17 protein-coding genes are annotated in these 20,264 nt (G+C 46.0%); 12 read left to right on the top strand and 5 right to left on the bottom strand.

Annotation, left to right across the window (positions count from 1 at the left end; genetic code table 11):
• Positions 1 to 18: 18 nt before the first annotated feature.
• Positions 19 to 3,183 carry a SusC/RagA family TonB-linked outer membrane protein gene (locus tag SKC35_RS06645; RefSeq protein ID WP_377978606.1) on the bottom strand — a complete coding sequence of 1,055 codons (3,165 nt, stop codon included), beginning with the start codon at positions 3,181 to 3,183 and terminating at the stop codon, positions 19 to 21.
• A 180-nt stretch (positions 3,184 to 3,363) separates the two neighbouring features.
• Complete coding sequence (locus SKC35_RS06640; protein ID WP_377978605.1) at positions 3,364 to 3,774, bottom strand: GNAT family N-acetyltransferase; 411 nt, start codon at positions 3,772 to 3,774, stop codon at positions 3,364 to 3,366.
• 70 nt (positions 3,775 to 3,844) lie between these two features.
• On the opposite strand from SKC35_RS06640, the gene SKC35_RS06635 reads away from it, so the two are divergent.
• Positions 3,845 to 4,693: a sugar phosphate isomerase/epimerase family protein gene (locus SKC35_RS06635; RefSeq protein ID WP_377978604.1), complete on the top strand. Its 849-nt coding sequence runs from the start codon at positions 3,845 to 3,847 to the stop codon at positions 4,691 to 4,693.
• A 45-nt stretch (positions 4,694 to 4,738) separates the two neighbouring features.
• Here SKC35_RS06635 and SKC35_RS06630 read toward each other — a convergent pair whose 3' ends face one another.
• A complete protein-coding gene (locus tag SKC35_RS06630) occupies positions 4,739 to 5,380 on the bottom strand; it encodes a DsbA family oxidoreductase (RefSeq protein ID WP_377978603.1) in 642 nt (213 codons plus the stop codon).
• Positions 5,381 to 5,478: 98 nt separating this feature from the next.
• Between SKC35_RS06630 and SKC35_RS06625 the strand changes: the two genes are divergently transcribed.
• From SKC35_RS06625 to SKC35_RS06610, 4 genes are read left to right on the top strand one after another with little or no spacing between them, the layout of a single operon-like run.
• Positions 5,479 to 6,912, top strand: a complete 1,434-nt coding sequence (locus SKC35_RS06625) for a DUF2271 domain-containing protein (protein ID WP_377978602.1) — start codon at positions 5,479 to 5,481, stop codon at positions 6,910 to 6,912.
• Positions 6,913 to 7,491, top strand: a complete 579-nt coding sequence (locus SKC35_RS06620; protein ID WP_377978601.1) for a PepSY-associated TM helix domain-containing protein — start codon at positions 6,913 to 6,915, stop codon at positions 7,489 to 7,491.
• On the top strand, positions 7,488 to 8,150 hold the full coding sequence (locus tag SKC35_RS06615; RefSeq protein ID WP_377978600.1) for a hypothetical protein: 663 nt from the start codon (positions 7,488 to 7,490) through the stop codon (positions 8,148 to 8,150). The genes SKC35_RS06620 and SKC35_RS06615 overlap by 4 nt, the downstream gene beginning before the upstream one ends.
• The gene (locus SKC35_RS06610; protein ID WP_377978599.1) at positions 8,150 to 8,575 is read left to right on the top strand and encodes a DUF6174 domain-containing protein; all 426 of its coding nucleotides are present in this window, start codon (positions 8,150 to 8,152) and stop codon (positions 8,573 to 8,575) included. The genes SKC35_RS06615 and SKC35_RS06610 overlap by 1 nt, the downstream gene beginning before the upstream one ends.
• On the opposite strand, the gene SKC35_RS06605 is transcribed toward SKC35_RS06610, so the two are convergent.
• The gene (locus SKC35_RS06605; protein WP_377978598.1) at positions 8,572 to 8,934 is read right to left on the bottom strand and encodes a hypothetical protein; all 363 of its coding nucleotides are present in this window, start codon (positions 8,932 to 8,934) and stop codon (positions 8,572 to 8,574) included. The two genes, SKC35_RS06610 and SKC35_RS06605, sit on opposite strands and share 4 nt — an antisense overlap.
• Positions 8,931 to 9,893, bottom strand: a complete 963-nt coding sequence (locus SKC35_RS06600; protein WP_377978597.1) for a zinc-binding alcohol dehydrogenase family protein — start codon at positions 9,891 to 9,893, stop codon at positions 8,931 to 8,933. Before SKC35_RS06600 ends, SKC35_RS06605 begins: the two co-directional genes overlap by 4 nt.
• 298 nt (positions 9,894 to 10,191) lie before the next feature.
• On the opposite strand from SKC35_RS06600, the gene hemN reads away from it, so the two are divergent.
• Genes hemN through SKC35_RS06565 form a run of 7 tightly spaced genes read left to right on the top strand, consistent with a single transcriptional unit; the run spans position 10,192 to position 20,202 of the window.
• Complete coding sequence (hemN, locus tag SKC35_RS06595) at positions 10,192 to 11,556, top strand: oxygen-independent coproporphyrinogen III oxidase (RefSeq protein WP_377978596.1); 1,365 nt, start codon at positions 10,192 to 10,194, stop codon at positions 11,554 to 11,556.
• Between the two features lie 36 nt (positions 11,557 to 11,592).
• Positions 11,593 to 12,714, top strand: coding sequence for a Fic family protein (locus tag SKC35_RS06590; RefSeq protein WP_377978595.1), 1,122 nt, complete (start codon positions 11,593 to 11,595; stop codon positions 12,712 to 12,714).
• A gap of 57 nt (positions 12,715 to 12,771) precedes the next feature.
• Positions 12,772 to 15,993 (top strand): mannonate dehydratase, encoded by a 3,222-nt coding sequence (gene uxuA, locus SKC35_RS06585; protein ID WP_377978594.1) that lies wholly within the window; start codon positions 12,772 to 12,774, stop codon positions 15,991 to 15,993.
• A 1-nt stretch (position 15,994) separates the two neighbouring features.
• Positions 15,995 to 16,753 carry an SDR family NAD(P)-dependent oxidoreductase gene (locus SKC35_RS06580; RefSeq protein ID WP_377978593.1) on the top strand — a complete coding sequence of 253 codons (759 nt, stop codon included), beginning with the start codon at positions 15,995 to 15,997 and terminating at the stop codon, positions 16,751 to 16,753.
• Positions 16,753 to 18,018, top strand: a complete 1,266-nt coding sequence (locus SKC35_RS06575) for an MFS transporter (RefSeq protein WP_377978592.1) — start codon at positions 16,753 to 16,755, stop codon at positions 18,016 to 18,018. The genes SKC35_RS06580 and SKC35_RS06575 overlap by 1 nt, the downstream gene beginning before the upstream one ends.
• Positions 18,019 to 18,022: 4 nt before the next feature.
• Positions 18,023 to 18,955, top strand: a complete 933-nt coding sequence (locus SKC35_RS06570; protein WP_377978591.1) for a 3-keto-disaccharide hydrolase — start codon at positions 18,023 to 18,025, stop codon at positions 18,953 to 18,955.
• Entirely contained in the window at positions 18,955 to 20,202 is a 1,248-nt protein-coding gene (locus SKC35_RS06565) for a YeiH family protein (RefSeq protein WP_377978590.1), read from the top strand. Before SKC35_RS06570 ends, SKC35_RS06565 begins: the two co-directional genes overlap by 1 nt.
• Positions 20,203 to 20,264 lie beyond the last annotated feature (62 nt).

The following is a 20,264-nucleotide window of genomic DNA, read 5'->3' as shown; positions in this document are numbered from 1 at the left end:
TCTATTTCGTTTAAAAAATTAAAACTTAACTCTTAAGCCTGCGGTCATCGTAGACAATGGAGAATAACGATACGTGTCAGATCCTCCTGTTTCAGCCGTACTTGGGTTGAAACCATTTCTAGCAGATGCTAAGAATAAATTATCTCCAGATACCCAGATATATACACCTGAAATAGGGCTGTTTCTGAAGAATTTGCTAGGAACCTTGTAACCGATTTGAACGTTGTTCAACGCTAAGAAATCAGATTTCGTGATGAAGCGAGTCGATGTAGAACTAACGTTCGCATCTTGACCTGCTGATAAACGAGGAACATCTGTTGCAGAACCTGCTTTTGTCCAACGAGCTAAAATATCTGTGTGGTAGTTGTTACCACCTGCAGCACCACCTGAGTTCATTAAACCAGCATAAGCACCATCATACGCGTATCCACCTAAGCTGTAAAGGAATTGCATGTTAATGTCAAAGTTTCCTAAACCACCGTTCAAGCTAAATGCACCTCTAACTGTAGGGAATGGAGATTTGTCAACGAATTTCGTTGTAGCGTCTGCATAGGTAGCCGTTCTAGATACTTTCACTTGAGCCATTTGCTCAGGAGTTTTCGCTTGGAAATCTGCTAGAGATGGGATGTTCTCTGCTGTTTGGCGAATACCATCTGCATTTGAATCTACCCAATATACATTCCACTCAGATACTCCCGTTTCTGGGTTCACACCTGCGTATTCACGTACATAGAAATCGAAGATTGAGTGACCTACTGCTCTACCGTAAGCACCGTCGATGTCAATGATTTTTTCTTTACCTGTTGCTGGGTCGATTGGTAAACGAAGCATTTCGTTTTTGATCATCTCACCATTAACTGTGAAGTCTAAGTAGTTCTTCTTCGATTGTAACAAGTGAGCTGTAATGTCGAATTCAAGACCTGTATTACGTAAAGCACCATCGTTCACACGTAAAGAAGCATAACCTACTGAAGGTCCTACTTTACGATCGAAGATCAAGTTATCCGTAGTCTTCGTATAGTAATCAATAGCAACGTCTAAGTACTTACCTAATTTGAATTCAGTACCAATTTGCATTTGCTTCGAAATCTCCCAAGTTAAATCTGGGTTACCCTTTGAAACGAATGATAAAGAGATGTTTGAGTTCAAGTTTTGTACTTGGAATAAGTCATATCCAGGATAAAGACCGATACCACCTTGCTCTCCAATTAGACCATAAGAGGCTTTCAATTTCAAATCTTTGATCAATGGAACATTTTCCATGAACGCCTCTTTTGATACTAACCAAGCAGCACCTACTGAACCGAAATCACCCCATTTGTTTTTCAAGAAACGAGATGAACCGTCACGTCTTACCGTTGCAGATAAGAAGTATTTGCCATCATAGTCATAGCTCAATTGTCCGAAATATGATTCTAATGAATAGTTATTCAAATAAGATCCTGGAGGGTTAGAGATAACCGCGTTGTTGAATTCAACACCATCTGGCATTACTAACTTGTACATCGAAGCCCACATGTATTTCGTTTCCGTTGCATAGCTTTCGTGTGCTACGAATGCTTCTACGTTGTGTGCGTCAAACGACTTCTTGTAACGTAATAAGTTTAACAAGTTGTAGTTTAAGTTCTCTGTTTTAGCCTTGTAGATGTAACCACCTTGACCTGAGTTAGGACCATAGAATGGATTATTCTGCGTGTCTTGGCTAGAGTTTGAATATTGTAAACCTAACTTGTTCTCAAAAGATAAAGAAGGGCTAATTTGAATATTCAAAGATGTAGCAGCATTCACATCGTGTGACTTGCTATTACGGATACCTAACTTCGCATCAGCAATCGAGTTCGTTAAGGCTCCAAAACCACGACCTACACCGTAGTCATATTGGTATCCATTGTAATATGGATCACGTACGTATTGAGACGTTGTGTTATCATGCAAGAATAGTGGATAGATCGGAGGTAAGTTATCTACAAACCAGAATACAGATCCTGAATCAGATGTTTGACCTGGATTGTTTGTAACACCGTAAGAATAACCAATGTTCGTAGTCGAGCTTAACCAAGACTTCGGATTGTGCGTTAAGTTCAAACGAGTTGAATAACGCTTGTAATCCGTATTGATGGAATAACCAATATCTTCTAAAGCACCATAAGAAGCGAAATAACGTGTTTTGCTATTTCCTCCAGAGATCTTTAAGTTAGCCTCGTTACGATTTGAATTTTGGAATGCAAAATCAGACCAGTTTTCTGGATTGTAACGACGCGCTGTTCCTGGAACTACTTGTTTCGTAGCTGGATCAATTAATTGAGCCGCAGGAACTGTCCACATATTGTAGTTAGGCATGTTCGCAAACAAGTTCGTGTTTGCATAAGCCGTAGGGTTTGCGTTCGCTAAAGCAACACCTTTGTTATAATAACCTTCCCAAGTTAACCCGATGTATTGCTCTGGGTTACGGATAGTGCTATAACGAGGCAACAAGCTCATGTTTTGGCCTGATTTTAATTCTAATTCAATCACAGCCTCACCTGTTTTAGAACCTTTCTTCGTGTTGATTACAACCACCCCATTCGCTCCACGAGAACCGTAGATCGCTGTTGCAGCCGCATCTTTTAAGATCGTTGTGTTCTCGATATCACCCGGGTTAATTGAGTTGATATTTCCCTCGAAAGGCACACCGTCTAACACGTAAAGTGGACCACGGCTACCATTTACCGTACCGATACCACGGATACGAATGGATGCTGAAGAACCCGGTTGTCCTGATGAGTTGATGACAGTTACACCAGCTGCTTCACCCGCTAATCCCTTAGAGATGTTAGAGAAGTTTTTACGCTCGATGTTTTTCGCATCTACGACTTTCGCCGTACCTGTAAAAGATTGCTTTGTAGACGTGCTATAAGACGTTACGATAACCTCATCTAACGTGTTGTCAGATGTTAATGCTACTTGAACAGATGAAGTGGCACTCGTTACAGCTACGGTAGATTTGTTGTAACCTACGAAGCTGAAAGTTAAGCTTTGGCCATCCGCGGCCGCGATAGAGAACTTACCAGACTTGTCTGTGTTTGTTCCCGTTTTTGTTCCATTTACGATGACAGATGCGCCCACTAAAGGTTGGCCGTTCTCATCTGCTACCGTACCTGTTACAGTTTTCGTTGCTTTCTGGGCGAACGATACCTGCATCATGAACACTAAGATTAGTGTCAAAAGGCTAGTAATTTTTGTTTTCATAAGCGATGAATTTTGCAAAAATTGGGTTAAAAAATGATAGAATTAATTTGGGTTTTATACTGATTGCCAAATGTTTATTTGGTTTTCAAACCGAAAACAAGCACAGAATGTTTAAAATTCAAAGAAAAATCCAAACTATTTGATTTCATCTACGCTATCTAAAACGTAGCAATGTCCGTGATTTTTCATCCCAATTTTAGGATAATACCCCTCCGCTGCAGGGGCAGCTAATAGGATAACTTTAGCTTTAGGAATAAATTTTTTCACCTCTATAATGAGCTGTTTGCCAATGCCTTGGTGCTGATATGCCTCATCAATCGCGAGATCAGATAGGTAGCTAGAGAAGACAAAATCGGTCATAACGCGCGCTAAACCCACTAATTTTTCACCATCGTAAGCTCCCACATAGACATTGCCGTGATCGAACATGATCTGCATCGCTTCCTTGTCAGCTAGAGGGCGGCGCAAGCCTAAGGTCGATTTATCCAGGATGTCGATGAAGTCTTGAGTGGTGATTTGAGGCTGAGGTATATAGGTGATGGGCATGGGAAAATATTTTTTTAAGATTCTTAATTTATTCACAAAAAAAAGTCATTTTTACACAAAACCTATACATATGAAAATTAAACAACTGTTAATTGTTTGCCTTTTGGCATTACCAGCGTTCCTGCAGGCGCAAAAATTATACACCTATCCGATTGGTGTTCAAGCCTATACTTTCCGGAATCAATTCCCTAAAGATGTAGCGAAGACACTCGACCTGATTAAATCCATGGGGATCACGGAGATCGAAGGAGGGGCCCAAAAGGGTCAAACCCCAGAACAATTCAAGCAAATGTGTGCGGATCGCGGCATTAGTATTCCTTCATCCGGTGTGGGTTACGATCAACTAGAGAATCCTGCGGAGGCGATTGCAAACGCAAAAACATTAGGCGCTAAATTCGTGATGTGTGCTTGGATTCCTCACAAAGTGCGTGGTGGATTTACCTTAGAAGAGGCAGAAAAGGCAGTTGCCTTATTCAATAAAGCAGGAAAGCAATTCAAAGAAAATGGATTGACGCTTTGCTACCATGATCATGGTTATGAGTTCCAGCCTTTTGGCAAAGATGAAACACTCTTAGATTATATCATCCAAAATACGAATCCGGAATACGTTTCTTTCGAAATGGATGTGTTGTGGACGATGCACGGTGGTGGCGCTTCGATGCCAGAGAAATTATTGAAGAAATACCCTACGCGTTTTAAGCTAATGCACGTGAAAGATTTGCGCAAAGGTGTGGCAGGCGATTTAACTGGCGGAACTCCAGCTGAAAACGATGTGCCAGTGGGAACGGGTCAAGGAAATTGGAAAGCAATCATCAAACTTGCGAAGAAGAACGGCATCGAGCATTGCTTCATCGAAGACGAAAGTAATCAAGAAGAGCAATTTGTTCCGATTAGCATTGCGTATTTGAAGAGTCTTTAAGTAAAAGGGCCTCGATGGAGGCCCTTTTTTATTGTTCCGCGGCTGTTATTGTTCTGCGGCTGTTTGTAGCAACGTTTTCGTAAACACTTCGATGGGTTCCGCCCCAGAAATGCCGTATTTTCTGTCAAAAACAAAGAAGGGCACGCCTCGCACGCCCAGGTTTTCTCCCTCTTGAATATCTTGTTTCACGCGGTACGCGTAGTTTTCGTCTTGCAAGGCATTCAGAATTCCCGCGCGTTCTAGTCCTACCGTTTCTCCACATGCTACAAGCGCTTCGTCGAGTGCTAGGTTTTTGCCCTCCATAAAATAGGCTTGAAACAAGCGTTCCTCGATGGCATCGCCTTTGCCTTGGTCTTTCGCGTATTGGATGAGGTGGTGGGATTTAAGGGAATTGGCGACTTTGGCCTGATCAAAATCATAGTGTAAGCCTACCGCTTCTGCCATGTCTGAAACGCGGTCGTGCATCAGCTTCACTTGCTCTAAGGAGATTCCTTTGCGCGCAGCTAAATAATCGTAGACACTCGTTTCTTCGCCTAGTTCCATCGGAATCGTGGGGTCTAATTGGAAACTCTTCCACTCGATCTCCACTTCGTCCTTTCCAGGAAACGTTTCTAATGCTTTTTCCAAATGCCTTTTGCCTATGTAGCAAAACGGACACATGATATCACTCCAAATTTCTATTTTCATTTTATTCCCGATTATATCTACAAATCTCTACGCTTTATCGCAAATATCGTTCCATAAACCTGATAAATTTTCAATATTGTGGTCTAAATGCAAACCCTATGATCCATTCAATCGCCCTAAGTCTACTTAGTTTAACGCCCTCAGCCTCGTCTCATGGCCTTTTGACCTCCCATTTTGAAAATGTATTAGGTACTTCTCTAGATCTTAAGATCATCGCTTCGTCAGAGGCCGCAGCTTCCATCGCAGAATCCAAGGTGTTAGCGGAGATTAATCGCTTGAACGACATTCTTTCCTCTCGTGAATCTTCGGAGTTTAATGTATGGCGCTCGTCACATGGCGAGTCCATTGAAATTTCGTCCGAATTACGTGAGGTGTTACAGCATTTCGAAGAATGGAATTTGAAAACGGACGGAGCTTTGAATCCGGCGTCGGAACATATCGCCAAAATGTGGACATCGGAAATTCCCTCAACTTCAGACTTAGCTTTGGCGGTGAACGAAGTGAATCAAGCACATTGGTCACTAGACGAAAACGGAGCGACGCGATTAACGGAGACAGAATTGAAATTACACAGCTTTACGAAGTCTTATGTGATGGAGAAAGCAGCTGCAGAGGCGATGAAAGAGTACGGAGTGGCTGGAGTGGTCGTGAATATTGGGGGTGATTTTGTGGTGAAAGGGGATTGGACGGAGAAAATAGGTGTGTCTGATCCGCGAAATGCGGGAGAGAACGCGGAGGTTTTGGGCTATATCCAAGTGAATAATCAAGCGGTGGCGACATCCGGTGATTACCGCAGAGGTTCCGATATTGATGGCGTGCATTATTCGCACATCATGGATCCGCGAACGGCGGAACCTGCTTCGGAAGTGATTTCGGCGACGGTGGCCCACGTGGATGCGGTGACGGCGGGGGCTTTGGCAACCGCATTTAACGTAGTAGGGGTGGCTGCTTCGATCGATTTAGCGGCGCAGTATCCAGAGGCATCCTATTTAATCGTGGACAAAGAGGGTGCGGAATATAGAAGTGAGAACTGGCCTGCGACTTCTACGGAGAAGTCTGCGATCAGCTTAGTGAACGTCAAAGAGAAATTGTGGACTGCAGGCCAAACATTGGATATCAATTTTGAACTAGCGCGATTCGAAGGACGCGCACGTCGTCCGTTTGTGGCGGTTTGGATTGAAGATGAGAACCACAAGCCAGTGAGAAGAATCGCGGTTTGGTATAATAAGCCACGTTGGTTGCCAGATTTACGTTCATGGTTTGCGGCGAAAAGAGAAGTGGAATTCGATGCGGCTTCGGTGACGGGTGCGACGCGTGGGGCGGGGCAGTATACCTTGGTTTGGGATGGAAAGAATGATGCGGGGGAATATGTACCTTTGGGGAAATATACCGTGTTTATTGAGGCGGCTCGAGAGCACGGAACGTATCAGTTGATTAAGCAAGAAATGAAGTTTAACGGGAAGTCAACTAGCCAAACATTACCAGGCGGCGAGGAGATGACGGCGGCTTCTTTGGTTTATAAAGCGAAGTAAATGAGAGATTTAGCGACGTGGTCGAGGTGGCTGCACATCTATTTGTCGATGTTCAGTTTCATTATTGTCTTGTTCTTTTCGGTGACGGGTTTGACCCTGAACCATGTGGATTGGTTTCCAGAAAGCACGGTTGTTTCTGAGCAGAAAGGTTCTGTGAAAGCTGGCTGGGTTTCGGTGGCTGACACTGCTAAAATTCCTAAACTCGACATCGTCGAGCAGCTTCGCGCGAACCATAGTATTAAGGGACAATTGAACGATTTCCGAATCGATGAAGAAGAGATTTCGATCTCCTTTCAAGGACCTGGTTATACGGCAGATTTCTTCGTGAATCGCGCGGATGGGAAATACGAATTGACGGAAACGAAGATGGGTATTATCGCCGTGATCAACGACCTACACAAAGGACGTGATACCGGGAAATCGTGGTCGTGGGTCATTGACTTTTCTGCGATCTTTATGATTGTAATCTCGGTAACGGGGTTAATTTTGTTATTATTTTTAAAGAAGAAACGCGCGAACGGGATGCTTTGGTTAGCTATCGGCGGGATCGTTGCCTGGGTATTTTATTATTTTGTATGAAACGTATATTCACCATTCACCATTTACCATTCACCATTTTACTTTTCTGTTCAGTAGCTGTTTTTGGTCAAGACCACGCTCCCCTTCCGCCACTTCCGGTGGAGGCGACTTTTGGCAATAACCGTGTTCAGTTTATCGGTGTTATCAATCGCCCCGTTTCAGCGGATGGGAAGTTGAGTTATTTTAATCTCAGCACAGGGATGGTGGATTATAATAACACCGCTTCAGAGACGGAATTAGTGATTGTGAATAACCTCACGTATAAGCTTTTTGGGAATATTCGAGCGACGGCTGGAGCGGAATGGCATTATAAATTAGGCTTAGTGCCACAGGTGGGTTTGCAGTATTTTAAGGCGAATCGGACGTGGTTATTTTTATTGAATCCCAATATTAATTTACAGCCTTCGCGTAACATCTCCACTATTGGTATCGTCGAATTTAAGCCGGCTATTTCGAAAGATCTTTCTTTTTATTCCAAAGCCCAGATTTTACATGTCGCTAGTTTAAGCGAAGGAACTCACGCGCGTAGTGCCTTGATGTTGCGTGCGGGTATTACTAAAGGAAAATTCACAGTTGGTCTAGGTGCGAATTTCGATTATTATGGACCGATGAAGATGGAGAAAGATAATGTAGGTCTATTCACCCGCTTAGCGCTGTAATGAAGAAATTACTCTTTCTTTTCTGTTTGAGTATGTTAGGCTGCAAAACCGTGGAGCCGCTAGATGATGCGACGGCAAATCTGAATCTTTGGAACGAAAAGAAAATTGTTAACTATTCATTTTCCTTTAAACGGGTTTGCTTTTGTCCCCTGGAATATGTGGGGCCACATCAAATTGTCGTTCAAAATGGTAAAATAACCACCGTAAATGGCGCGCCCTATAATGCTGCGGAGCGCTACGGTGTGATGTATACGATCCCGGAATTATTGCAAGTCATTAAGGCGAACGTCGACAAAAATCCAGCGAAGAAAGTGCTGAATTTTAATGCCACTTATGGCTACCCCACGAATGTCTTCTTCGACTTTTCGGAAATGATGGCGGACGAAGAAATCGGCTATGAGGTGACTAATTTCAAAATCAATTAGGGACAGATTGAGATAGGTAAGGCCTTTTTAGGAGTCGGGCTGTAAGCCTTGCAAGTAATGCATACTTCTGTCAGCTGGGTGGAGTCTAACTTGAAAAAGAATTCGTCCCCTTCTTTCAGGCTAACAGGTAAGGCGCAAGGGTTTGAAAGTGCGAAGGCATTGGTATATTTTTTCCCCGTTGAGGGATTTTCCCAAGTAGTTTCAACTTTAGATAAATCAATCGTTCCTCCTATCAATTCAATCACGTAATTATTGCAAATACCCTTTAGGGAAAGACGCCCTTTGTAGCAATTATCAGGTAGCACTTCTTGGGATTTACAGGCGCCTAAAAGTAGGCAGAATAGGAGTAGTGGTTTCATTCCGCTAAAGTAATCATCGCCTTGATTACTTGTTGAGTGGGCTCGTTAATTTTTGCAAAAATACCAGGAACTTGATTTTTTGTGAAGCGATGGCTGATGAATTTATCTGCCTGAATCTTACCATCGCGGAATAAATTTATGACGTAGTGGAAGTCTTCCAAAGTTGCGTTTCGGCTACTCATTAAAGTGGCTTCTCTTTTGTGAAATTCCGGATGTGAAAAGGAGATGGCCTGTTTTTGTAATCCGATCAAAACGTATTTTCCACCGTGCGCCATTTTGGCGAAACCTGATTCAATAGCGTTTAGATTTCCGGTGGCATCGATGACGGTGCTGTAGGCCGCTGAGGAAGCTTCCGAAACCCCTAAATTGTCGACACAAAATTGCAAACGAGCTTTATTAGGTTCCGCTACTTCGACTAAAGCCCCTTGAATTTTAGCCAATAAAATCGTGAATAAACCAATAGGTCCGGCACCCATCACGAGGACTTTTTCACCTGCTTTTAGTTCCGCGCGGCGAAGTCCGTGCGCGGCGATCGCTAAAGGTTCTACTAAAGCAAGTTCATCTGCTGAAAGGCCATTCCCCGGTAAAATGTAACGATCTTCTACCACGATATATTCGCGCATTCCGCCGTCTGTATGCACCCCAAAAACCTGGATATTCTCACAGCAGTTCGGCCGCTCCATTAAGCAAGCCCCGCAAGTAGCACAATTAAAATAGGGGATAATCGTCGCTAATTCTCCCGGCGAAAAGGTGTCAGATTCCACGATTTCTACTGCCAGTTCGTGGCCTAATATGCGGGGATAGGAAAAGTAGGGTTGGTTGCCAGCGAAGGCGTGAATGTCCGTTCCGCAGATGCCGATGTTACGTACGCGAAGGAGGGAAAATCCGGGTGTGCGCTGAGGCATTTCTACTTGTTGAGAAACCAAAACTCCAGGCTCATTACATATCCATTGTTGCATAGGGTTGAAATTAACAATTTTAATTAAATGAAGCAGGAATAAATGGGGAGAGATTATAGATAATGGTAAGTGGTGAATGGTAAATGGGGGTGGTTTTATCGATCATGATAATTGGGAATATCGATCATTATTTACGTTTTTATGATCGATAAATAGGTTTTTTGTGATCGATAAATGCAGAACAGTTCAAATCAGATCATTCACCATTTACCATTTATCATTCACCATTTAATTTTGCTGAAAGCAAAATTGACATTCGTCATTTTTCAACAATCCTCTCAAAGCTACCTTTGCCCCCATGCAACCGGTAAGCCTAGATTTATTGAACAAGTACAACGTAGCGATTCCGCGCTACACGAGTTATCCGACGGTACCGTTTTGGGATGAGACGATTGACAGCGAACATTGGGAACGGATGTTTGTGCGTCGTTTCGAGGAGAGCAATGAACAGGAGGGGATTAGCGTGTACATTCACTTGCCTTTTTGCGAGAAACTCTGCACTTTTTGTGGCTGTAATAAGCGCATTACGACGAACCATTCCGTGGAGGAGGAGTACATCGATGTGCTGTTACAGGAGTGGAATTTGTACCGAAAATCGATGAGCTCTAAGCCGGTTATTCGGGAATTGCATATCGGAGGCGGGACGCCTACGTTCTTTTCGCCGCAGAATTTACAGCGGATGTTGCAGGGAATTTTAGCGGATTCCGTTGTGCCAAAGATCCACGAATTCGGTTTCGAGGGTCACCCCAATAACACGAGCCGCGAACATTTGCAAACGCTTTTTGAGCTGGGATTTAACCGCGTGAGTTTTGGGATGCAGGACAGTAATCCGCAGGTTCAGGAGGTGATTAATCGGGTGCAGCCTTTGGAAAATGTGAAACAGGTGGTGCAATGGGCGCGAGAGATCGGGTATGAATCGGTGAACTTGGATTTAGTGTATGGCCTGCCTTTGCAGACCTTGCCGCGGATCGAAAAGACCATTCAGGATGCGATTTCGATGCGGCCGGATCGTATTGCTTTTTATTCGTATGCGCATGTGCCGTGGACGAGCAAGGCGCAGCGACTTTTTGACGAAAACGATTTACCGGAGGCGTCTGAGAAGATGCAGTTGTACCAAAAAGGCAAGGAGCTTTTCCGCGCCGCCGGTTACACGGACATCGGGATGGATCACTTCGCGCTCCCATCGGATTTGATGGTCAAAGCGCACAACGAGGGCACCTTGCACCGCAACTTTATGGGCTACACGGTGCAGCAGACGGGTTTGCTTTTAGGTTTAGGCGTCTCGAGCATCAGCGACATTTACTATGGTTTTGCCCAAAACAAGAAGACCATTCAGGAATATTACCAGCAAATCCACGCCGGCGAACTGGCCGTTTTCAAGGGCTATTTTTTAAGTCAGATGGACCAAAAAATGCGCCAATACATCCTCGACATCGCCTGCCAAGGCAAGACCCATTTCCACAAAGAAGACCTTGAAGTCCTCCGCCAATACACCTTTCACGAACTCGACGAACTTGCGATCGATGACCTCGTCACCTGGGGTGAACACGGCGTCATCGTCACAGATCTAGGCAAGCATTTCATCCGCAATATCTGCAAGGCTTTTGACCTGAAACTGCTGGCGACCGCGGAGGCTGTGACTCAATTTAGTAGGGGGGTGTAAAAATGAGTCGATTAATTGTGCTAATCGCCTCAAAAAATGCTTATATTTGAGGCGATTATACTTCCTAATCGCCTCATCATGTACAATTGGCAACGCGTTTCTTGGCCCCATTTTGAATTCGATACGAATCGTATCGAGCCGCAAATCTTTGCATTTATGCAGAAATCAGGCGAATTGAGCGGTAAATTAGCTGCTTTGCCTGTGGAGGATCGGACGGAAATGATGATTCAATTGATGGTGGCGGAGGCCTTAAAGACGTCTGCCATTGAAGGGGAACACTACAGCGAATTAGATATTATGTCTTCGGTTCGTCGGAATTTAGGTTTAGCGAGTCCGCATTTGCCTAAAAATAAGGATGTTATTGGGCTGAGTGAGATGTTAATGGATGTGCGGAATTCGTTTGCTGAGCCATTGACGGAGGAGCGGCTGAAGCTTTGGCATACAAAATTAATGGGTAATACGCCGCAGATAAATGCGGGCGAATGGCGGACGGATGAGGCGCCCATGCAGATTGTTTCTGGGTCTGTCGCTCGGCCTACCATTCATTACGAGGCTCCACCGTCTTCGCGCGTTCCACCCGAAATGGCGCAATTTTTACAGTGGTTTAACGAGTCAGCTTGGATGGCGCCACCGGTTAAGGCGGCGGTCGCTCACTTGTATTTCGAGTCGATTCACCCGTTTGAGGATGGCAATGGCCGTATCGGTCGCGCCATCGTGGAGAAAGCGCTTTCGCAGGGTCTTCAATGTCCTTTGCCTTTTAGTATTTCCAAAGCCATAGAGGCAAACAAAAAGGCCTATTATCAGGCCCTCCAGCAAGCAGAAAAAGGGCTTAACATCACAGATTGGATCGAGTGGTTCGTGCAAACATTGTTAGAAGCCCAAACCTTTGCCGACAAACTCATCCAGTTCACCATTTCGAAATGGCACTTCTTCGCCGTCTTCGAGCACCAACTGAATGAGCGCCAAAACAAAGTCATCAACCGCATGCTAGCAGCCGGTCCTGACTCTTTCCAAGGCGGAATGAATGTCCGCAAATATGTGGGAATCACGGGAACCTCCCGAGCCACCGCCTCCCGCGATCTTCAGGAACTCGTTTCAATGCAGGTATTTACGCCGGTGGGGGCGGGGAGATCGGCGAGGTATGAGTTGGTTTTTTAATCAGTATTTTTTGTGCATTTTGCACTTTAATAAGCATAAGCCTCTAAACAAAATACAATGATACACACGATGCGTTGGTTCGGTCCGAACGATCCGGTTTCCTTGATGGATATTCGTCAAGCCGGATGCACAGGAGTCGTTACCGCATTGCACCAAATTCCGGTGGGGGAAGTTTGGCCTATCGAAGCCATTCAAGAACGCATTGCTATTATTGAAGCGGGGAATCAGGATTGGACGCCCTTACATTGGTCAGTCGTGGAATCACTGCCGGTTCACGAGGGGATTAAGAAAGCCTTGCCGTCTCGCGCTGGGTTGATTGAAAACTACAAGACTTCTTTGCGAAATCTGGCAGCATGCGGCATCAAAACCGTGTGCTATAATTTCATGCCCGTGCTCGATTGGTCACGGACAAAATTGAATTTCGAGATGCCGGATGGGGCACGCGCTTTGCGTTTTGTTTGGACGGATTTCGCGGTGTTTGATTTGCATATTTTACAGCGTCCGGGCGCCGCTGCGGATTATACGCCGGCGGTTCAGGCTGCGGCTTCACAGCGTTTCGCGACGATGACTTCTGACGAAATAAAAGAATTAAAAAATACAGCACTTTTAGGTCTTCCCGGCTCAGAGGAGGCCTTTCATTTAGCCAATTTCCAAAGTCTTTTAGACGAGTACAAGGATATATCTGCCGACCAATTGCGCGAAAACTTGCACTACTTTGTGCGATCCATTGCGCCTTTGGCACAGGAATTAGGTATTAACTTATGCATCCATCCGGATGATCCTCCTTTCCCTTTATTGGGCTTGCCACGGGTGGTGAGTACGGAAGCGGATTTGGCGGCGTTGATGGCGGCTACTCCAGAACGCGCGAATGGAATTACGTTCTGCACTGGTTCGTTAGGGGTGAGAGCGGATAATGATTTACCTGGTATGGTTCGTCGCTTCGCAGATCGCATTCACTTCTTGCATTTGCGGACGACTTTTAGAGAACAGAATGATCCCTTGATTTTCCACGAGGCGCCGCATTTAACGGGTGATGTGGATATGTTTGAAGTGGTGAAAGCGGTGGTGGAAGAAGAAAAAAGAAGAGGGGGAGAACAGATTCCGATGCGCCCAGATCATGGTCACCAAATGTTAGATGATTTGAAAAAGAAAACCTATCCAGGCTATTCGGCGATCGGACGATTGCGTGGTTTATCGGAAATCCGCGGATTAGAATTAGCGATTCGCTCCTTTTTAGCGGTGTTTTTTGTGGTTTGTAGTTTTACTTTGAAGGCGGATGATGGCTACCGCTTGTGGTTGAAATTTGACAAAGTCGCATCCGCGGCTCGTTATGCGCCGTATGCAAAATCGATTTCATCGGAGTTTGCCTCGACGCCCATTTTAGTGACGGCGAAGAAAGAATTAACGAATGGTTTGAAAGGGTTGACGGGGGTGGCGCCGGTGAGCCTAGCAAAGAATGGAAGTATTCAATTCGTGAAAGACCCGAGCTTAAAAGAAGAAGCTTTTAGCATCGTTGCAGGCCCGCAAATTCAAATCAAAGCCAGCTCTGACCGCGGGATTTTGTACGGGGTTTTCGAATTGTTACGGATGATTCAGCAGGAGAAGCCTTTGGCAAACTTCAGCTCATCGCCCAAAGTCAAATTCCGCATGTTGAACCACTGGGACAACGTGATGGGCACGATCGAACGCGGATACGCGGGGCAATCGCTGTGGAAATGGTACGAATTGCCGGAAACGGTCGACCCGCGCTACACGGATTACGCCCGGGCAAACGCGTCCATCGGGATCAACGCGGTCTCCGTGAACAACGTAAATGCCTCGGCGCGGTTCATGACGCCGGAGTATTTAGCGAAGGTAAAAGTGCTCGCCGACGTGTTCCGCCCATACGGCATCAAGCTATTTTTATCCGTGAATTTTGCCTCTCCTAAACTGGTGGGAAAATTGAAAACCTCGGATCCGCTAGACCCCCAAGTGCGCGCTTGGTGGACGGCGAAAACGAAAGAAATTTATGCGCAGATTCCGGATTTTGGCGGCTTCTTAGTAAAGGCAAATTCTGAGGGCGAACCGGGTCCACAAGAGTTCGGTCGCACCCACGCGGACGGCGCGAATATGTTAGCGGAGGCGATGCAACCCTTTAATGGAATCGTCATTTGGCGGGCCTTCGTTTATGCCCCTAATCCCAAAGGCGATCGCTTCAAAGAGGCTTATAACGACTTCAAACCTTTGGATGGAACCTTCGCGAAAAACGTGATCGTACAAGTGAAGAATGGTCCCATCGACTTCCAGCCGCGCGAACCATTCCACCCCTTATTCGGTGCGATGCCGAAGACGCCTTTGGCCTTAGAATTCCAAATCACCCAAGAATACACGGGTTTCAGCACGAACGTTTTCTACCAATCCATCCTCTTCAAAGAGTGCTTGGATTCAGATACCTACCAAAACGGCAAAGGTTCCACCGTCGCCAAAGTCATCGACGGCAGCCTAGGAAACGACCAAATCACCATGATGGCGGGCGTGGCAAACACGGGTTCCGACAGAAACTGGACAGGACATTTACTGTCGCAAGCAAACTGGTATGCATTCGGCCGATTGGCTTGGGATCACACATTAAGCTCCGAAAAAATTGCGGACGAGTGGGTAAAGCAGACGTTGACCCACGACGAAAAAGCAGTGAAAACAGCTTCGGATATTCTGATGAAATCCCGCGACACCTATGTGAAATTCACGACACCTTTAGGCTTGCACCACGTGATGGGCCAAAGCATTCACTGGGGCCCGGAGCCTTGGCTCGAGCGCAGCCAACGTCCGGATTGGACCTCGATATATTACCACCGAGCGGATTCTGTGGGTCTAGGTTTTGACCGAAAAGCGTCGGGAAGCAATGCCTTGAGTTTATACCATCCAGCGGTCGCACAACAGTGGCTTGATCCGGCGAAGACGGATCTGAACTATCTATTGTGGTTCCACCACGTGGGTTGGAAAGAGAAATTGACTTCTGGGCGGACGCTTTGGGATGAATTCTGCTACCGCATAAATACTGGTTTGCAGGAAGTGAAGGATTTGCAAAAGGACTGGGATTCGCTGCAAGGCAAGGTGGATCCGGAGATTTTTGCGGATGTTCGCGGTCGTTTGGCCGCGCAACAACGGGAGTCTGTTTTGTGGCACGATGCCCATTTACTGTACTTCCAAACCTATTCGAAATTGCCGATAAGCTATGGGACGCCCACGCGGACTTTGGCAGAAATAAAAGAAATTGTACGTATTTACCAACTGAAATAAGATGCAACAACCATTCTCATTGCAAGGGCGCGTGGCGCTCATCACGGGCGGCGGAACCGGAATCGGATTCGATATCGCGAAATGCTTTTTAGCGTCCGGCGCCACGGTCGTGATCACGGGTCGCCGCGAAGAGGTGCTAAAAGAGGCGGTGGCAAACCTGGGTTCAGGGGCACATTATGCGGTGAATGATGTTTCAGACTTGAGCTTGACGGCACAGCTGGTTTCGGATCTTGTGGCGCAGCATGGCGCCATCGATATCCTCGTCAACAACGCGGGCATCAACATGAAACGCCCGGCCGTGGAAGTGTCGGATGACGATTTTGCGAACATCATTAACGTGAATTTAAATGCTGTTTTCTCGCTGACGCGTGAAGTGGGAAAACATATGTTAGACCGCGGAAAGGGTTCGATTATTATGATCTCATCGATGGCAGCTTATTATGGAATCGATAGAGTCGCGGCCTATGCATCTTCTAAAACGGGGATCTATGGTTTAGTGCGCGTGCTCGCTTCCGAGTGGTCTGGCAAAGGCGTTCGCGTGAATGCAATTGCGCCAGGATTTATCGAAACGGCGATGAGTAGAACGGCGATGAATTCAGATCCGGATCGCAAACACAAGGCGATGGATCGCACGCCGATGGGCTATTTTGGGAAACCAGAAGACATCGGTTGGGCAGCGGTTTATCTAGCTTCTGATGCAGCAAATTACGTTACAGGCGTCTCAATCCCGGTTGACGGCGGGAATTCAATCGGATTCTAATGAAAGGAAATTACCGCTGGGTGGTGGTCGCCCTCTTGTTTTTTGCGACGACGATTAACTATTTAGATCGCCAGGTGATCGGCTTGTTGAAGCCCACGCTGGAGAAGGAATTGAACTGGTCGGAGACGGATTACAGTTTCATCGTGATGTGTTTCACGGCGTCGTATGCGATCGGATTGTTGGCTTTTGGGAAGGTGATCGATAAGATCGGTTCCAAAATGGGTTACGCCATCTCCATCGTCATCTGGTCGTTCGCGGCGATGGCGCATGCCTTGGCGAAAACGTCGTTTGGGTTCGGCGCGGCACGCGCCGCTTTAGGTGCCGGCGAGGCAGGGAATTTTCCGGCGGCGATTAAGACGGTCGCGGAGTGGTTTCCTAAACGCGAACGCGCTTTAGCGACTGGGATATTTAATTCCGGAGCGAACATCGGTGCGATGGTGGCTCCCATTATGGTGCCCTGGATTTTGGGAGCCTACGGCTGGCAAGAAGCATTTATTATTACCGGCGCCATCGGATTTATTTGGTTGATATTGTGGTGGGTATTTTATGAAGTCCCCGCGAAACATACTTCGGTTACTTCAGAAGAATTAGCGCATATACAGTCTGAGGAAGAAAAGTCCGAAGTCGCACCCATCGCTTGGTCTAAACTTTTTGGATATCGCCAAACCTGGGTCTTCATCGTAGGTAAGTTCTTCACGGATCCGATCTGGTGGTTTTTCTTGTTTTGGTTGCCGTCTTATTTCTCCACGACCTTTGCGCTAGACTTGAAAAAGCCGAGTTTGCATTTGGCGATTTTGTTTACGTGTACATCCATCGGGAGTATTGGCGGAGGCTATATTTCTGGGTATTTCATCAAGAAAGGCTGGCCGGTATATAAGGCGCGGAAGTATTCGATGTTCTTCTTCGCGCTCTGTGCGGTGCCCATTATTGGGGCGCGTTGGGCGACGGATATTTGGCAAGCCGTATTCTTAATTTCCATTGCGGCATCTGCGCACCAGGCTTGGTCGGCAAATATTTTTACGACGGTTTCGGATATGTTTCCAAAACACGCCGTTTCTTCCGTCGTGGGCATCGGTGGCTTGGCAGGTTCGCTGGGTGGCGTGATTTTTCCCTATATTATTGGAGTCATTTTAGATTCCTACAAGGCAGACCAGGCTTTGTCAGACGGATATAATGTTATATTTGTGGCTTGTGGCTGCGCGTATTTGTTTGCGTGGTTATTAATTCATTTCATTTCGCCTCAGATGAAGGCGGTTCAATCGTAAGACTATGAAAAAAGTATTATTTGCTTTATTTGCCTTTGCATCAAGCGCTTATTCGCAAGAGCACCATCCTCTAGAAGGCGCTTGGGATCTAAACGTATCCATGGAAAACCGCAATGGCGGAGTTTCGACGGCACCCTCTTGGTTAGAAGTGCGTCACTCAGGTCACAAAACCTTAACGGGTCGTTTTGTAGGTGATGGAGGTTCAGCACGTCCCATTTCAGAAGTGTTTTTTAAGGACGGCCATATTTCGTTTAAGATTCCACCACAATGGGAATTAACAGACGTTCAGATGAGTTTTGAAGGAGATTTGAAAGACGGAAAATTGTCTGGAACGATCGTAAAACCAAACGGCAAAGCGATGGCTTTTACAGGCGTTCGCGCTCCCTCTTTATGGAGAACGGCGGAACCGGTTTGGCAAAAACCGATCACCCTATTTAATGGAAAAGATTTAACAGGCTGGAAAGCCTTAGGGCCTAAAAACCAATGGATCGCAGAGAATGGCGTGCTGAAAAGCCCAGCCTCTGGCGCGAACCTATGCACAGAACAAAAGTTCAACGACTTCAAATTGCACATCGAATTCCGCTTGCCTCCCTCTAGCAATAGTGGCGTCTACTTACGCGGCCGTTACGAGGTGCAGGTGGAAGATAGCTTTGGCAAAGAGCCCTACAGCATCTATTTAGGCGGTATTTACGGCTTTATCGATCCGCTTTTCCAAGCCGCAAAACCATCCGGCGAATGGCAAACTTATGACATCACTTTAGTGGGGCGCAAGGTTTCAGTCACCTTAAATGGCCAAAAAGTCATCGTCGAACAAAACATCCCCGGCATCACCGGCGGCGCGATGGACAGCGACGAAGCAGCGCCAGGGCCCATCATGTTTCAGGGCGATCATGGTCCCGTGGAATATAGAAACATCGTGTTGACTCCAGCGAAATAATGAAGAAGAGCCTTTTAACAGAAGATTGGACCGTTGTCCTTTTAGGATTTATCATCATCGGCGTCGCCCTTGTAGGGGTGAAAATTCCATCTCCTTCTTTCGGCTGGGAGACAACCGTTGACTTATCAGAAAAAGTGCTCACAGCGGGTAACTTAATGAAGCTAGGTCAGCTATTCGTTTTCACGTACATCATCGCGATTCTCGCGGCAAGTGTTTTAGGCAAAAGTGTGTCAGGAACGGCCAAAGGTTTTCCCATTGTTTTCGTGCTTACCTCACTTGCTTTAGTGTTAGCAGGCAACGCATTTCTGAAAAATTGGAATTTAGAAGCGGTGATTTTCAGCTTAACGATCGGGTTGGTTTTGAGTAATTTCTTCACGCTTCCGACCTGGTTGACTGAATCCCTTTCGACGGAATTGTTCGTGAAAATTGGTTTGATCTTATTAGGTACGAGCGTAATTTTCGGGGACATTTTGAAGGCCGGTTCACTCGGTTTGATTCAAGCCTTGGTGGTGGTGATTTCGGTTTGGTACTTTGCGTTTTGGATCTCCAAAAAAATGGGCATCGACGAGGAATTCGCCATCATGATCTCTAGTGCGGTGTCTATCTGTGGCGTTTCAGCTGCGATTGCGACGTCTGGAGCCATTAAAGGCGATTCGAAAAAGCTGTCTTATGTTATCTCCATCGTCTTGATTACAGCGATTCCGATGATCATCTTTTTGCCATTTATAGCGCAGGCTTTGGGTCTTTCGCAAGCGGTGACTGGTGCTTGGTTAGGCGGAACCATTGACACAACTGGTGCGGTAATCGCGTCTGGAACGATGGTGGGCGAGGAGGCTTTGAAGATCTCGACGATCGTTAAATTCTCCCAAAACGTATTGTTAGGTTTCGCCGCTTTCGCCATCTCCATTTATTGGACGGTGACGAACAATCAATCTTCGGCCGTGCAAGAAGCAAAGCCTACGGGCTCGATTATTTGGGAGCGTTTTCCTAAGTTCGTTTTGGGATTCATCGCGGCATCGCTGCTTTTCTCATTCGTGATTTCAGCCGAAACGATCGATTCAGTGAAGGGAGGTTTCAAGGCTTTGCAAGGACTTTGGTTTGCCTTAGCTTTCACTAGCATCGGTTTGGAAACCAAATTCTCAGACCTATTCTCGAAAGAAGGGAAGAAGCCATTGTATGCCTTCTTAATCGCGCAGTTATTTAACGTGTTTGTGACGCTGGCGGTGGCTTATGTGCTGTTTGGTTAGTTTTTTAAGCAGAAATACACAAAGAATACTTAGTCTATCGTTTTTATAGAATAAAATAGTAT

The sequence above is a fragment of the Aquirufa originis genome (genome assembly GCF_042714495.1).
In the GTDB taxonomy this organism is placed as follows: Bacteria; Bacteroidota; Bacteroidia; order Cytophagales; family Spirosomataceae; genus Aquirufa; species Aquirufa originis.
This window is presented reverse-complemented; position numbering and strand designations above follow the sequence as displayed.